This window comes from Streptomyces sp. NPDC037273, from assembly GCF_055603625.1.
Map to the genome: position 1 here is coordinate 148,704 of NZ_JBVJVO010000004.1, position 14,072 is coordinate 162,775.

Annotated in this window: 10 protein-coding genes; 7 read left to right on the plus strand and 3 right to left on the minus strand. The window is 73.4% G+C overall.

Features of this window, described 5'->3' with window-relative positions; translation table 11 throughout:
• Positions 1-21: 21 nt before the first annotated feature.
• Positions 22-849, plus strand: a complete 828-nt coding sequence (gene melC2, locus ACZ7G1_RS12855) for a tyrosinase MelC2 (RefSeq protein ID WP_470871538.1) — start codon at positions 22-24, stop codon at positions 847-849.
• On the opposite strand, the gene ACZ7G1_RS12860 is transcribed toward melC2, so the two are convergent.
• The 3 genes from ACZ7G1_RS12860 to ACZ7G1_RS12870 form a co-directional block, all read right to left on the minus strand.
• Positions 825-3,212, minus strand: coding sequence for an ATP-binding cassette domain-containing protein (locus ACZ7G1_RS12860; RefSeq protein WP_470871537.1), 2,388 nt, complete (start codon positions 3,210-3,212; stop codon positions 825-827). The two genes, melC2 and ACZ7G1_RS12860, sit on opposite strands and share 25 nt — an antisense overlap.
• Positions 3,213-3,291: 79 nt before the next feature.
• Positions 3,292-4,311 carry an LLM class flavin-dependent oxidoreductase gene (locus ACZ7G1_RS12865; protein WP_470871535.1) on the minus strand — a complete coding sequence of 340 codons (1,020 nt, stop codon included), beginning with the start codon at positions 4,309-4,311 and terminating at the stop codon, positions 3,292-3,294.
• The gene (locus ACZ7G1_RS12870) at positions 4,308-5,324 is read right to left on the minus strand and encodes a sigma-70 family RNA polymerase sigma factor (protein WP_470871533.1); all 1,017 of its coding nucleotides are present in this window, start codon (positions 5,322-5,324) and stop codon (positions 4,308-4,310) included. Before ACZ7G1_RS12870 ends, ACZ7G1_RS12865 begins: the two co-directional genes overlap by 4 nt.
• 177 nt (positions 5,325-5,501) lie before the next feature.
• Between ACZ7G1_RS12870 and ACZ7G1_RS12875 the strand changes: the two genes are divergently transcribed.
• From ACZ7G1_RS12875 to ACZ7G1_RS12900, 6 genes are all read left to right on the plus strand, one after another.
• Complete coding sequence (locus ACZ7G1_RS12875; RefSeq protein ID WP_470871531.1) at positions 5,502-6,158, plus strand: class I SAM-dependent methyltransferase; 657 nt, start codon at positions 5,502-5,504, stop codon at positions 6,156-6,158.
• 84 nt (positions 6,159-6,242) lie between these two features.
• Positions 6,243-7,496: an ABC transporter substrate-binding protein gene (locus tag ACZ7G1_RS12880; protein WP_470871529.1), complete on the plus strand. Its 1,254-nt coding sequence runs from the start codon at positions 6,243-6,245 to the stop codon at positions 7,494-7,496.
• Between the two features lie 12 nt (positions 7,497-7,508).
• On the plus strand, positions 7,509-10,340 hold the full coding sequence (locus ACZ7G1_RS12885; RefSeq protein ID WP_470871528.1) for an ABC transporter permease subunit: 2,832 nt from the start codon (positions 7,509-7,511) through the stop codon (positions 10,338-10,340).
• Positions 10,337-11,101, plus strand: a complete 765-nt coding sequence (locus ACZ7G1_RS12890; protein WP_470871527.1) for an ABC transporter ATP-binding protein — start codon at positions 10,337-10,339, stop codon at positions 11,099-11,101. The genes ACZ7G1_RS12885 and ACZ7G1_RS12890 overlap by 4 nt, the downstream gene beginning before the upstream one ends.
• Positions 11,102-11,209: 108 nt before the next feature.
• Complete coding sequence (locus ACZ7G1_RS12895) at positions 11,210-11,896, plus strand: hypothetical protein (RefSeq protein ID WP_470871525.1); 687 nt, start codon at positions 11,210-11,212, stop codon at positions 11,894-11,896.
• On the plus strand, positions 11,893-14,040 hold the full coding sequence (locus ACZ7G1_RS12900) for a M48 family metalloprotease (RefSeq protein ID WP_470871524.1): 2,148 nt from the start codon (positions 11,893-11,895) through the stop codon (positions 14,038-14,040). The genes ACZ7G1_RS12895 and ACZ7G1_RS12900 overlap by 4 nt, the downstream gene beginning before the upstream one ends.
• The last annotated feature ends 32 nt before the right edge of the window (positions 14,041-14,072 follow it).

Here is a 14,072-nt window from a genome sequence, read left to right on the forward strand (position 1 = left end):
CGATCCAGGAGCCGCACCACCATGACCGTACGCAAGAACCAGGCCGCCCTCACCTCCGACGAGAAGCGGCGCTTCGTCAACGCCCTCCTGGAGCTGAAGCGCTCCGGGCAGTACGACACCTTCGTCACCACCCACAACGCCTTCATCATGAGCGACACCGACAACGGCGACCGGGTCGGCCACCGCTCGCCCTCCTTCCTGCCCTGGCACCGGCGTTTCCTCATACAGTTCGAGCAGGCGCTCCGGTCCGTCGACGCGACCGTCACCCTCCCGTACTGGGACTGGACGGCCGACCGCACGTCCCGCTCCTCGCTGTGGGCGCCCGACTTCCTCGGCGGCACCGGCCGCGCCCGCGACGGGCAGGTCACGGACGGTCCGTTCGCCCGGAGCGGGAACCGCTGGACGATCAGCGTCCGTGTCGACGGACGCGACTTCCTCCGCCGTGACCTCGGTGCGGGCGGCCGGCAGCTCCCCACCCGCGCCGAGGTGGACTCGGTGCTCGCGATGGAGACCTACGACACCGCCCCCTGGAACAGCTCCTCGGACGGCTTCCGCAACCACCTGGAGGGCTGGCGCGGGGTGAACCTCCACAACCGCGTCCACGTCTGGGTCGGCGGCCAGATGGCCACCGGTGTCTCGCCCAACGACCCCGTGTTCTGGATGCATCACGCCTTCATCGACAAGCTGTGGGCCGACTGGCAGGCCCGTCACCCGAAGTCGACGTACCTGCCGTCGGCCGGTACCGCGAACGTCGTCGACCTCGGCGACACCATGCGCCCGTGGAACGACGTGACGCCGGCGGACATGCTCGACCACACCCCGCACTACACGTTCGACACGGCGGCCTGACCGCCGGCCCCCAGGGACCGGGCCAGATAGGGCGCGGTGCGGCTCTCCGCCGCCCGCGCCACCCGGTCCGGGGGCCCCTCCGCCACGATCCGGCCGCCCTCGTCACCGCCCCCGGGGCCGAGGTCCACGACCCAGTCGGCGGTGGCGACGACGTCCATGTCGTGTTCGACGAGGATGACGGAGTGGCCGGCGTCGACGAGGCCGTGGAGCTGTCGCATGAGGACCTCGACGTCGGCGGGGTGGAGGCCGGTGGTCGGTTCGTCGAGGACGTAGAGGGTGGGGGAGCGGCGGGGGCGCTGGAGTTCGGAGGCGAGTTTGATGCGCTGGGCCTCGCCGCCGGAGAGTTCGGTGGCCGGCTGGCCGAGCCGGAGGTAGCCGAGGCCCACGTCGAGGAGGGTGCGGAGGCTGCGGGCGGCCGTCGGGGTCTCCGCGAAGAACTCCGCCGCCGACTCGACGGTGAGGTCGAGGACTTCGGCGATCGTCAGGCCCCGCCACCGCACCTGGAGGGTCTCCGGGTTGTAGCGGGCGCCGTGGCAGTCGGGGCAGGGGGCGTACGCGCTCGGCAGGAAGAGGAGCTCCACCGAGACGAAGCCCTCGCCCTGGCAGGTCTCGCAGCGGCCTCCGGGCACGTTGAAGGAGAAGCGGCCGGCTTTGTAGCCGCGGTCTCTTGCCTCCTCGGTCTCCGTGAACAGCTTGCGCACGACGTCGAACAGGCCGGTGTACGTGGCGAGGTTGGAGCGCGGGGTGCGGCCGATCGGGCGCTGGTCCACCGTCACCATCCGTCCGACACCAGGGAGTTCCTCGTCGAGGGCGCCGACGAGTGTCGACTTGCCCGAACCCGACACGCCTGTGATGGCGGTGAGGACGCCGAGGGGGAAGGCGGCGTCCACCGCCCGCAGGTTGTGCCGGGTCACCGGACCCGTACGCAGCCAGCCCGCCGGGGTACGGACGTCCCGAGCGGGCGGTGGCTCCCGGTCGAAGAGGAACCGCCGGGTCGCCGAGGAGTCGACGGCGGCAAGACCCTCCGGCGGGCCGCTGTGCAGCACCCGCCCGCCGTGCACGCCGGCCCGGGGGCCGACGTCCACGAGCCAGTCGGCGTGCCGGACGACGTCGAGGTGGTGCTCGACGACGAACACCGAGTTCCCCGCGGCCTTCAACCGGTCCAGGACGTCGAGCAGCGCCTCCGTGTCCGCCGGGTGCAGTCCGGCGGACGGCTCGTCGAGGACGTAGACGACGCCGAAGAGCCCGGAGCGCAGCTGGGTGGCGAGGCGCAGGCGCTGGAGCTCGCCGTTGGAGAGGGTGGGGGTGGCGCGGTCCAGGCTCAGATAGCCGAGGCCGAGTTCGGTGACCGTGCCGATCCGGGCGACGAGGTCGTCGGTGAGGACCCGTGTCGTCTCCGAGGCGTCGGCCGCCCGCGCGGCCGTGGAGAGCAGACCGGAGAGTTCCGTCAGCGGCAGCGCGGCGAGTTCGGCGACGTTCCGGCCGGCGAAGGTGACCGCGAGCGCTTCGGGCCGCAGCCGGCCGCCGCCGCAGGCGGGGCAGGGCGCGCTCGTCAGGAAGCGCTCCGCCTTCGCGCGCAGCGAAGGGCTCTTCGAATCGGAGAAGGTCCGCAGCACATAGCGGCGCGCACTCATGTACGTACCCTGGTAGGGGCGTTGGATGCGGCCCGCCTCCCGCACCGGGTGCACCGTCACGACCGGCTGTTCGTCCGTGAAGAGGATCCACTCCCGGTCCTTCGCGTCGAGCTCCCGCCACGGCCGGTCGACGTCGTGCCCGAGCGTGTCGAGCACGTCCCGCAGGTTCTTCCCCTGCCAGGCGCCCGGCCACGCGGCGATCGCCCCCTCACGGATCGACAGGTCCGGGTCGGGCACGAGGAGTTCCTCGCTGGTGTCGTGGATCAGCCCGAGCCCGTGGCACGAAGGGCACGCGCCCGCCGCCGTGTTGGGAGAGAAGGCGTCGGAGTCGAGCCTTTCCGCGCCCTCGGGGTAGTGCCCGGCCCGGGAGAACAGCATCCGCAGGGAGTTGGACAGCGTGGTCACCGTGCCGACGGAGGAGCGCGCGTTCGGTGAGGAACGGCGCTGCTCCAGGGACACCGCGGGCGGCAGGCCGGTGATCTCGCCGACGGCCGGCGCCCCCACCTGGTGGATCAGCCGTCGCGCGTACGGCGCCACCGACTCGAAGTAGCGGCGCTGCGCCTCGGCGTAGATCGTCCCGAAGGCCAGCGACGACTTCCCGGAGCCGGACACCCCGGTGAACACGACGAGCGCGTCGCGCGGGATGTCGACGTCGACCCCGGCGAGGTTGTGCTCGCGGGCGTCTCGGACGCGGACGTACGGATCGTGGGGGGCGGGGGTGCCGTGCATGGGACGACCCTATCGAATGGTCCGTATTTGCCCTGGTCATCCCCCCGGCCGCCGGGGCGGGGGCGCTGCTCCGTCGCCGTCACACGGCCCGTGGCGTCAGCCCGACCGCCCGGGCCAGCCGCCGGTACGACTCGCTCAGCGCCGCCCGGTCGTACGTGCTCGTGGTGACGAGGACCTCCTGCGCCCCCGTCTCCTTCACCGCCCGCTCCAGCGCCTCGGCCACCTGCTCCTCCGTGCCGTGCAGATGCCCTTCGAGCGCCGCCTCGTAGAGATCGCGCTGCTTGTCGGTCATCGACAGGCCCTCGATCCGCCCGGGTGCTTCGAGCGGCGGGAACTCGCCACGCGTGCGCGAGTAGGCGAGCGCCCACGCCTCCGGGACGAGCAGCCGCCGCGCCTCCTGCTCGGTGGCGGCCACCGCGACCGTCCCGGCGACGATCACGTACGGCTCCGCGGCCCAGCCGGACGGGCGGAAGGACGCGCGGTAGGTGTCGACGGCCTTCAGGAGCCGCTCCCGGCTCCGCAGGTCCCCGATGACCAGGGGAAGCCCGGCCTCGGCGGCGATCCCGGCGCCCTCCCCGGTCGCGAGCACGAAGGGCGGCACCCGCAGACCCTCCGCCGGCCGGGCGTGGACCCGCGGATGTGCCGTCGGCTCGCCGGTGAACCAGCCGAGGAGCTCCGCGAGCTGCTCCCCGAACCGGTCGACCTCGTCCTTGTCCCGTCCGAGCGCCCGGCGCACCCCGTCGGTGAAGCCCACCGAACGGCCGAGGCCCATGTCGATCCGGCCCGGGAACAGCGACTCGAGGACGCCGAACTGCTCGGCCACCACCAGTGGCCGGTGATTCGGCAGCATCACCCCTCCCGTGCCGACCCGCACCACGGACGTCGCCGCCGCCACGGCGGCCGCGAGCACCGTGGGCGCCGAGCCGGCCACCCCCGGCACGCCGTGGTGCTCCGACACCCAGAACCGGTGATAGCCGAGCCCTTCCACCTCCCGCGCAAGCCGTACGGTGTCCCGCAGCGCCTGTGGGGCGTCCTCGCCCTCCCGCGTGCGGGAGCGGTCGAGGACGGAGAAACGGATGCCGTCGAGGAAGCTGCTCACACAGGGTTCAACGCGCTGGGCCGGGAGGGATTCCCGCCGCCGTGGCCCTCGTCCTCGTTCAGCCGCTCCGGCAGCCCGAACAGCGGAAAGAGGCGCCCGGTGTCCCGGAAGGCCGTGATGCCGGAGATCCGGTCACCGGAGAAGTCGAGTACGTGCAGGGCCCAGGGTGTGTACCCGGGGCCGTCCGTGCGGCGCCGGTACTGGCCGAAGGCCGGGGTGCCGTTCGCCGTGGTCGGGACCAGGCGCGAGCCGCGGCAGCCGACGGCGGGGCCGGTCAGCCATGCCTCGATGTCGGAGATCCCGCGCATCCACTTGGCGTACGGAGGCAGGGACAGGGTGGCGTCGACGTGGAGGAGCATGTTCAGCTCCTCCATGTCGTAGCGGGAGAACGCGAGGGCGTACCGGTCGGCGAGCACGCGGCGGACGCCGTCGGCCGGCTGTCCGCCCGGCCCGTCCGTGGGCCGGTGGCGCCCGGCCAGTGTGGCGCGGGCCCGCTGGAGGGCGCTGTTGGCCGAGGCGACCGTGCACGCGTGCAGGTCGGCGACCTCGCGTGCCGAGAAGCCCAGCACGTCCCGCAGGATCAGGGTGGCCCGCTGCCGGGGCGGCAGGTGCTGGAGCGCGGCGACGAACGCGAGCCGTACGGACTCGTTCCGCGTCGCGGCCGTCTCAGGCTCCCCGCCGGGGCACGGCTCCACCCACAGGACCGAGTCCTCGGCGGGCCCCGGCGGGGTGCCGCCGTCGCCCGGGCCGGTCAGATCGATGGGCAGTGCCCGCCGTCGGCCCGAGGCGAGGGCGTCGAGGCAGACGTTGGTGGCGATGCGGTACACCCATGAACGAGGCGACGAGCGCCCCTCGAACCGGTCGGCGTACCGCCAGGCCCGGACCAGCGTCTCCTGCACGGCGTCCTCGGCCTCGCCGTACGCGCCCAGCATCCGGTAGCAGTAGGCGGTCAGCTCCCGCCGGTACTCCTCGAACCGGTCCGTGCTGACTCCGTCCGCCCCCGTGTCCCGCATGCGTTCCCCCTCGGTGCAAGGCCAGGGCATCCGCCCAGGTCACCGCAACGATAGAACGCGTGTCGGAAGGGCCTGCGGAGGGGCGCGCGTCGTTCGTCGTGGTGGAAAGGGCGGGGTGGGGAGGGGGTCGCGTGGTACGAAGCCTGGTGACGTGGAGTGCGACGGAAGGGGACCGGGATGGACCGCGAGGACAAGGGCGTGCGGGCGGTGTCGGCGGCGGAGTTGTTCGACGGGCTGGGGATCGAGTACGAGCGGGCGTTCGTGCGGTTGCCGGCGCAGTGGGAGGCGGTCGAGTGGCTGACCGGGCGGCTGGGGGAGGGGGCCAGGGTGCTTGACGTGGGGAGTGGGACGGGGCGGCCGGTGGCGGAGCTGCTGGTGCGGGCCGGGTGTGAGGTGACCGGGATCGACGTGTCGGCGGAGATGGTGGCGCTGGCGAGCGCGCAGGTGCCGGGGGCGCGGTTCGAGCGGTGTGACGTGCGGGCCTTCGAAGCGCCGGAGGGCGGCTTCGACGCCGTGTGCGCGTTCTTTCCGCTGATGATGATGAGCCGGGCGGAGGCGGCCGCCTGTCTGAAGCGCATGGCGGACTGGCTCGCGCCGGGGGGATATCTGGTGACGGCGACGGTGCCCGCGGACGTGGAGGACGTCGAGATCGTGTGGATGGATCGCACGGTGAAGGTGTCGAGCTTCTCGGTGGAGGAGTACGTGCGGCTCCAGCGGGAGGAGTGCGGCCTGGACGTGCTGCATCAGGAGGTGTCGTTCTTCGCTCCGGACGACGAGCGGGCGGCGCCCGAGGAGCACCTCTTCACGTACGCCCGTAAGGCACCGGTTGCCTGACGCATCGTCAAGTGACGGTGTATCAGTTATTGACGCTTCGTCGGTTCGGTCACAGAATGCGGTCACCCGACGGAGGGATCGCCCGTGCCTCGACCGTTGCGCGTCATCGCCGCCACTTGCGCGCTGTTTCTCGTCACCGCCTGCAACTCCGCCTCCACGGGCGGAAGCGCCGCAGCCCCCTCGTCCGCACGCGGAGTGACCGCCGACACGATCAAGGTCGGCGGCATCGTCTCCATGACGACCGCCAGCGGCTACTCGAAGAAGGACACCGACCTCGGCGCCCGGGCCCGCTACGACCGGGCCAACGCCGAGGGCGGGATCAACGGCCGGAAGATCGAGTACCTGGGGGCCGAGGACGACGGCCAGGACCCCGCCAAGAACCTCGCCGCCGCCCGCAAACTCGTCCAGCAGGACAAGGTCTTCGCCGTCTCCCCCATGAGCTCCGTGACCTTCGCGGGCGCCGACTTCCTCGACGCCCAGAAGGTCCCGACCGTCGGCTGGGGCACGCTCCCCTCGTTCTGCGGACCCGCCCACATCTACGGCTTCAACGGCTGCCTCGTCCCGACCCCCGGCGGCACCCTCAACCAGACCTGGCCCGAGGGACTCGCCGCCGTCCTGGGCGGCTCACGCGGCAAGTCGGTCGCGCTGATCGCCGGCGACAACGACGCCGGAAAGTTCGGCATCCGCACCTTCACCCAGGGCTTCAAGTCGGCCGGATTCCAGGTGCCTTACGCCAAGGCCGTCGTGCCGGCCACCTCGATGCCCAGCGACTGGTCCGCGTACACCAAGGAGATCCTCCGCTCGGGCCCCGGCGGCGGCGCGCCCGACGCCGTGGTCTCCGTGATGCAGACCCCGTACAACATCGGCCTGTTCACCGCCCTCAAGCGGTCCGGCTACAAGGGGATCATCACCGACCCGACGGACTACGACCCCGGACTGCTCGCCAAGGACGCGACCAAACAGGCCCTCGACGGGGTGCACGTCCTGCTGCAGTTCCAGCCCTTCGAGTCCGACAGCCCCGCGATGCGGCAGTTCAAGGCGGACATCAAGAAGGCCGCGGGCGGCAAGGACGTACCCCTCAACATGCACATGATGACGGGCTACATGAGCGCCGACCTCTTCCTCTCGATCGCCGCGAAGGCCGGCAAGGACCTCACCGTCGAGTCCTTCCAGAAGGCTGCCGCGGGGTTCTCCGACACCGGCACGCTCGTCGGCGACCGCGCCGAGCCCAAGGGGCAGAAGGAGAGCTTCGGCTGCGGGGCGCTCGTCCGGCTGAAGAACGGGCGGTACGAGGTGGCCGTGCCGTTCAAGTGCTACCCGCCGATCCCCTTCGGCTGAGGGGCGCGTCCCGTGGGTGACCTGCTGGGCTTCGTGCTGAGCGGGCTGGTCTCGGGCGCGCTCTACGCGCTGCTCGCGACCGGCCTCGTCCTGTCCTACTCCGCCTCCGGGCTCTTCAACTTCGCCCACGGCGCCACCGCCTACCTGTGCGCCCTCGCGTTCTACGAGCTCCACTCCGGCTTCGGCTGGCCGGCCGTCCCCACCGCCCTGCTCCTGGTCCTCGTGGTGGCGCCCGGCCTCGGCTGGGCCCTGGACCGGCTCATGTTCAGAAAGCTGGCCGGGGTCGGCGAGACGGCGCAGATCGTCGCCACGATCGGCCTGCTCGTCGCCCTGCCCGCGGCCGGACTGTGGGCGGTCGAACTCCTGGAGCGGGCCGGCGCCCCGGTCAAGCCCGCCGAGAACCAGTTCGGACTGCCGGGCGTCGGACCGAGCCCCGCCGTGTCCTGGCAGCCGCTCGACGGCGTGGGCATCGACTCCGACCAGCTGATCACCTGGATCGCCGCCGCCCTCGCCGCCGCCGCCCTCTGGGTCCTCATGCGGCACACCCGCCTCGGCCTCCTGCTGCGGGCCGCCGTCGACAACCGTGCGCTGACCGAGCTCCGCGGCATCAGCGCCGACCGGCTGTCCTCGATCGCGTGGATGCTCTCGTCCGCCCTCGCCGGCCTCGCCGGCGTCCTCGCGACCCCGCTCCTCGGCCTCTCCGCCCACGACTACACCCTCTTCCTCTTCGTCTCGGCCACCGCCGCCGTCCTCGGACGCTTCGCCTCCGTCCCCCTCGCCTTCGCCGGCGGCCTCGGACTCGGCGTCCTCCAGAACCTCGTGGCCGGCTACGCCTCCTTCGCCGAGGACATCACCGGCTTCCGCACCGCCGTCCCCTTCCTCATCCTCTTCGCCGGCCTCGTCGCCCTCGGCCGACGCCGCCGCCGCGCCGCCGGCACGGCCGCCGCCGACCCACCACCGGTCGAATACCTCGCCGGCCGGAGCCGGGTCCGCCGCTGGGGCGCCTGGACGGTGGCCGGGACCCTCCTCGGAGCCGCCTTCTACACCGTCACCACGCCCTTCTGGAGCGGCATCCTCACCCAAGGGCTCGCCATCGGCCTCGTGTTCATGTCCTTCACGGTGGTCACCGGCCTCGGCGCGATGGTGTCACTGGCCCAGGCGACCTTCGTCACCGGCGCCGCCCTGGTCGCCGGGCTCCTGATGAGCCACGGCTGGCCCTTCGTCGCCGCCGCCCTCGTCGGCACCGCGGCCGCCGCCCTGCTCGGCGCCGTCGTCGCCCTCCCCGCACTCCGCCTCGGTGGCCGGTCCCTCGCCCTGGCCACTCTCGCCCTCGCCTTCCTCGCGGACCAAGTCCTCTTCCAGATCCGCTGGTTGCGCAACGGCGACACCGGCTGGGAGATCCCCCGGCCCGTGGCCGGTCCCATCGACCTCACCGACGACCGCGCCCTCGGACTCGCCCTGGTGCTGCTCAGCGCCGCCCTCGTCGCCCTCCTCAGCTGGCTGCGCGGCTCCCGCTGGGGCCGCGCCATGCTCGCGGTCCGCTCGGCCCCCGAGGCCGCCGCGGCCTCGGGAGTCTCGGTCGTACGGACGAAACTCCTGCTCTTCACCGTCTCCGCCGGCCTCGCCGGCCTCGGCGGCGTGCTCTACGCCTCCTACAACACCCGCATCACCGCCACCGACTTCACCGCGATGACCGGCCTCGTCTGGCTGGCCGTCGTGGTCGCCGCGGGCGTGCGCAGACCCCAGTTCGCGGTGGTCGCCGGACTCGTCTTCGCCGTCGTCCCCCACCTGATGACGACCTACGTCACCGAGTCCGCCCACCTGCCGGTGATCCTCTTCGGCCTGGCCGGACTCGCCCTGGCGAACGACCCGGACGGCTACTGCGCCGCACTGCCGTCGAGACTGGCGGCCCGACGCGCGAGCCGGGGTGCGGGTCGGGATGCGGGTCGGGGTGCGGGGAAGTCGGCGACGGCGGTGAGGGTGGCCGTTCCGGCGCCCGCGTCGTCGGCCGAGCGGTCGGCCGACTCGTACGGCATCGGCCCCGCGGATACGTCCCCGGGCGCGGAGGGCGGCCCTGGCCAGGTGTTGAGCGGCGTCGGCTCCCGCGACGTGCCCCCGGGCACGGACGGCGGCCCCGGCCAGGCCCCGGGCGCGCTCGAACTGAGCGGCGTCCACGCCGGGTACGGCGGCGCGTCCGTCCTCCACGGCGTGGACCTCGTCGTGCGCGGCGGCGAGGCGCTGGTCCTGCTCGGGCCCAACGGGGCCGGGAAGTCGACGTTGTGCCGGGTGGCGGCCGGACTGCTGAGGCCGGCTGGGGGTCTCGTACGGGTAGGGGGCGAGGACGCCACCCGGGACCTGGCCGTCGGCCGGGCTCGGCGCGGGGTGCGGCTGGCGCCCGAGGGGCGGGGGATCTTCCCCGGGTTGTCGATCGAGGAGAACCTGGCGCTCCAGCTGACGGCGGCCGAGGACCGCGACGCGGTGTACGAGCGGTTCCCCGCGCTCGCCGCCCGCCGCTCCGTCGCGGCAGGCTCCCTGTCGGGCGGCGAGCAGCAACTCCTCGCCCTCGCACCGCTCCTCCAGCGGCCGCCCGCGGTGCTCGTCGCCGACGAACCGTCCCTCGGGCTCGCGCCGCGCGTGGTGGACGAGGTCTTCCGACTGCTCGCCGAACTACGCGGGCGGGGCACCGCGCTCGTCCTCGTCGAGGAGAAGGCGGCCGAGGCGCTCGGCATCGCCGACACCGTCGCCTACCTCGCACAGGGCGAGATCGCCTGGTCGGGGCCCCGCTCGGAGGTGGACCGGGACCGGCTCGCCGAGGCCTACCTGGGGACGGGAGTACGCCGATGAGCCAGCCCCTGCTCCGTGCGAGCGGCATCGACGTCCGCTTCGGGGGCGTCCACGCCCTCCACGACGTCACCGTCTCCGTCGGACCCGGTGAGATCTGCGGCCTCATCGGTCCGAACGGCGCCGGCAAGACGACCCTCTTCGACGTGCTGTCGGGCATGCGCCGGCCGGACGCGGGAGCCATCGCGTACGACGGCACGGACATCACCCGCCGAAGCCCCGTCTGGCGGGCCCGTCACGGCATCCGACGGACCTTCCAACGCCAGCAGCTCTTCGGCCAGTTGACCGTCGCCGACAACCTCCTCGTCGCACAGGACTGGCGAGGCGGCGTGGGGCCCGTGGCGCGCCGTCACCGGGAGCGGGCTGCCGCCGTCCTCCACGAGTGCGGGCTCGACGCGCTCGCCGGCTCGTACGCGGGCGGCCTGCCCGTCGGCCAGGCCCGCCTGGTCGAGCTGGCCCGAGCCCTCGCCGACCCGCCCCGCGTCCTGCTCCTGGACGAGCCCGCCTCCGGGACGACCGCCGAGGAGCGCAGCGAACTCGCCGCCGTCATCCGGCACATGGCCGACGAGGAGGGCTGCGCGGTGCTGCTCGTCGAGCACGACGTGGCCTTCGTGATGGAGCTGTGCTCCCGCGTCGTGGTGCTCGACCTGGGACGGGTGCTCGCCGAGGGGACACCGGCCGAGATCCACGCGGATCCGGCGGTTCGGGAGGCGTACCTCGGCGCCGGACCCGGCACGGCCGGACACGATCGCGCCGATCACTGACGCGCTTGTCGCCGGTGCGCCTCGATTCCCTCTCGCGTCTCCTTCAAGTCAGCTGCAATCATGGCGAGTTGGCGGTGGGAGCGAGTGACGGAGGAGGCGTCTGATCACATGCGTCGAGACGGGTATCGGGGCGGTGGTGTCGGGCGCTACGACAAGGAGGCGGTCACGCGGATGGCCCGCCGTGCGGTGGACGCGGCGGCGCCGCACGAGCTGCCCCAGTTCTCTGTGACCGCGGCGGCGTTCCACCAGGCGGTGGCGAAGGGCCGGATGTGGCAGGTCCACCGTGACGAGCCGCTGGCGATCGGCCTCGACGTGGTCGCCGCGCTCATCAGCACCGCGGCGCTCTCCGCAGCGGTCCAGGTCCTCGACCACCTCGCACAGCAATCCACCGAACGGGCCGTGGACACCACCCGGAACCGGCTGATGCCACGGCTGTTACGCCGCCGGAGCCGACCCGCGCCTGAACCGGGCACGGAGCCCGACAGCACGGAGCCCGACACCACGGAGGCGGCCTCCACGTCCACCGACCCGGCCACCGCGGCCACGGAAGCGGCCTCCATGTCCACGGACCGGGCCGTCGCGCCCACCGAGCCGGAGCGCCCGACCGCCGAGCAGCTGACCCGGCTGCGCGAGGTGGCGTTCAGGGCGGCGCTCCGCTGGCAGGTGCCCGAGCAGCAGGCGCGGGCGATCGCGGACGGGATCGTGGCGGAGCTCGCCACGTTGTCCCCGGCGCGGCCGGAACGGCCGGAGACCGGACATCCGGGCGGCGAGGGGGCGGCCGAGGCCGCCCGGTGAGCCGCTCGGCGGCCACCCCCGTCCCGCCGCGCCGCCCCGGCCCCTTCACCCTGCCCTCCGGCACTTCGGTGCGCTTCGCCCTTCTGATCGCCGCGATGGCCGCCGTATCGGCCCTCCTGGTGAACGGCTTCTCGTCCGTCCTGCTGTCCTCGGTGCGCTGGGAGGAACTGGAGCGGTACCACGACTGCTCCGCGCGGGCCGTGGCGGAGGCGTCCCGTGAACGCCGCGCCGACACGGGCATCCGCATCCCCACCGAGCTCGACCTGGGCGACTGCGTGGACCCGCTCGCCGGTGCGAGCGGACTGGTCACCGCCGGTGTCTCCGCCGCCCTGCTGCTCGCCGTGCTCGGCGCGTACGTCGGCCTGCCGCGGCTCCGGATCCGCCGGCGCGGCTACCTTCCGCTCGCCGGAATGCCCGAGCTGTCTGCGTATCTGGCGGGTCTGCTGGGCGAGTCGGGCGTACGCGCGCGCGTGGGCTTCCTCGCCGAGCCGCTGAACCCGGTGGTGCACGCGCTGGCGTTCGGCCGGGTCGGGCGACGCCGGGTGGTGCTGAGCGGCGGGCTGCTGACGTTGTACGCGCTGGACCGGAGGGCGTTCCGGAGCATCGTCCTCCATGAGCTGGCGCACATCCGGAACCGGGATCTGGACATCGCCTTCCTGACGTTGATCCTGTGGCGGGCGAGCGTGCCGGCGTTGTTGGCGCTGGCCGCCGTCGCGGCCCCCGCGACCGTGCTCGTCGGTCCCGCGCTCGCGGGTTCGGCGCTGGCGTTCGCGGTGCAGATCCCGCTGCTCGCCGTGCTGGTGACCTTGCTCAAGAACGCGGTGCTGCGCAGCCGGGAGTTGTACGCCGACGCGCGCGTGACGGAGTGGGAGGGGTCGGCCGACGGGCTGCGGAGGCTGTTCGTGGAACCGGCGGGACCGAGGCGGGGGAAGGCCGGCCGTGGTCTGCTGAGCGTCCATCCGACGCTCGGCGGGAGGGCGCGGGCGCTGGCCGATCGCGGGGTCCTGTACGAGGCCGGGTTCTGGGACCTGTGCGCGGTCGGGGCGGTGGGCGCCTTCCTGTACGACATGGTGCGGCTGGGGCCGATCGGCGGCGGCAGTCAGGCCGGTCCGGTGACGGAGCTGGTCGGGACGGTCCTGGCCGGGGGCCTGTTGGTGGGCGCGGCGGGGACGGTGCTGTGGCAGGCGGTGGCGTACTCCGCGTACGCCCCGGGGTACCTCACGCCGGCCCGGGTGCGGCGGGCCGGGCTCGGGCTCGGCCTGGGTCTCGGCGTGTTCCGGCTTTTGTCGCCGTCGGAGGTGTTCAGCCTGGTGAGCGCGGGCGGGCAGGGGGTGTCGCTGGCGCTCCCGTACCTGCTTCTGACGGGTCTGTGCGGCTGGGCGCTCGCGCGGTGGTTGGTGCTGGTCGCCGAGGTGTGGGGGCCGGTTCTGGTCCGGCACCGCCGTCCTCGGCGGGTGCTGTGGACGGTGCTGGCGTTCGGTGCGGCCGGGCTGCTGCCGATGGCCGGGTTCCTGCTGACGCTGCCGCTGATGACCCTGTACGCGGCGGTGTTCATCGCGCCGTCGTTGCCGGGTGCGGTGGTGTTCGTCGGCGGGGCGGCCGTGCTCGCGGTCGCGCGGGTCACGACGGTGGTGGCGCCGGCGGTGCTGACGGTGACGGTGCTGCCGTTGGTGGGGCAGTACGTGGCGTGGCGGCCGGGTGCCCGGCACGCGTTCACCGGGTTCGGGCCGCCGGGGCCGCCGCCGGGGTTTCTCGTCCGGTTCGGTGTGCCGGCCGCGTCGGCGTCCTCGGTGGCGGCGCTGCTCGTGGCGTGGAGCGGGGTGCTCGCCGCCGAGGTGGTGCTGGTGGCCGTGGTGATCGCGGGGCAGGTGGCGGCGGCGCTGTGGGCGGGTGCGACGTACGCGCCGCTCCCGCTGGCCCGAGGCGGCCTGGCCGCCTTCGGTTCAGGTCTGCTGGCGATGTCGGCCCTTGGCGTGTTCGCGGGGCTGCTGGGCTGCGCGCATCCGGGCCCCGGGGCCTGCGAGCCGATCCCCGGCGCCGCCCATGTCCACCTGGCCCTGGTGGTGGCGACGGTGGGCGTGCTGCCGGCCTGGGGGGTACAGGCACTCGCGGTCGGGGCACGGCCGAAGCCGACGCGCCGCTAGAAGCCCGCGGGGGCAGGGGAGTCGACGACTTT

Coding starts and splice junctions, on each gene's coding strand:
- melC2 (WP_470871538.1), top strand. CDS start 22: ATGACCGTACGCAAGAACCAGGCCGCCCTCACCTCCGACGAGAAGCGG.
- ACZ7G1_RS12860 (WP_470871537.1), bottom strand. CDS start 3,212: ATGCACGGCACCCCCGCCCCCCACGATCCGTACGTCCGCGTCCGAGAC.
- ACZ7G1_RS12870 (WP_470871533.1), bottom strand. CDS start 5,324: ATGCGGGACACGGGGGCGGACGGAGTCAGCACGGACCGGTTCGAGGAG.
- ACZ7G1_RS12875 (WP_470871531.1), top strand. CDS start 5,502: ATGGACCGCGAGGACAAGGGCGTGCGGGCGGTGTCGGCGGCGGAGTTG.
- ACZ7G1_RS12890 (WP_470871527.1), top strand. CDS start 10,337: ATGAGCCAGCCCCTGCTCCGTGCGAGCGGCATCGACGTCCGCTTCGGG.
- ACZ7G1_RS12895 (WP_470871525.1), top strand. CDS start 11,210: ATGCGTCGAGACGGGTATCGGGGCGGTGGTGTCGGGCGCTACGACAAG.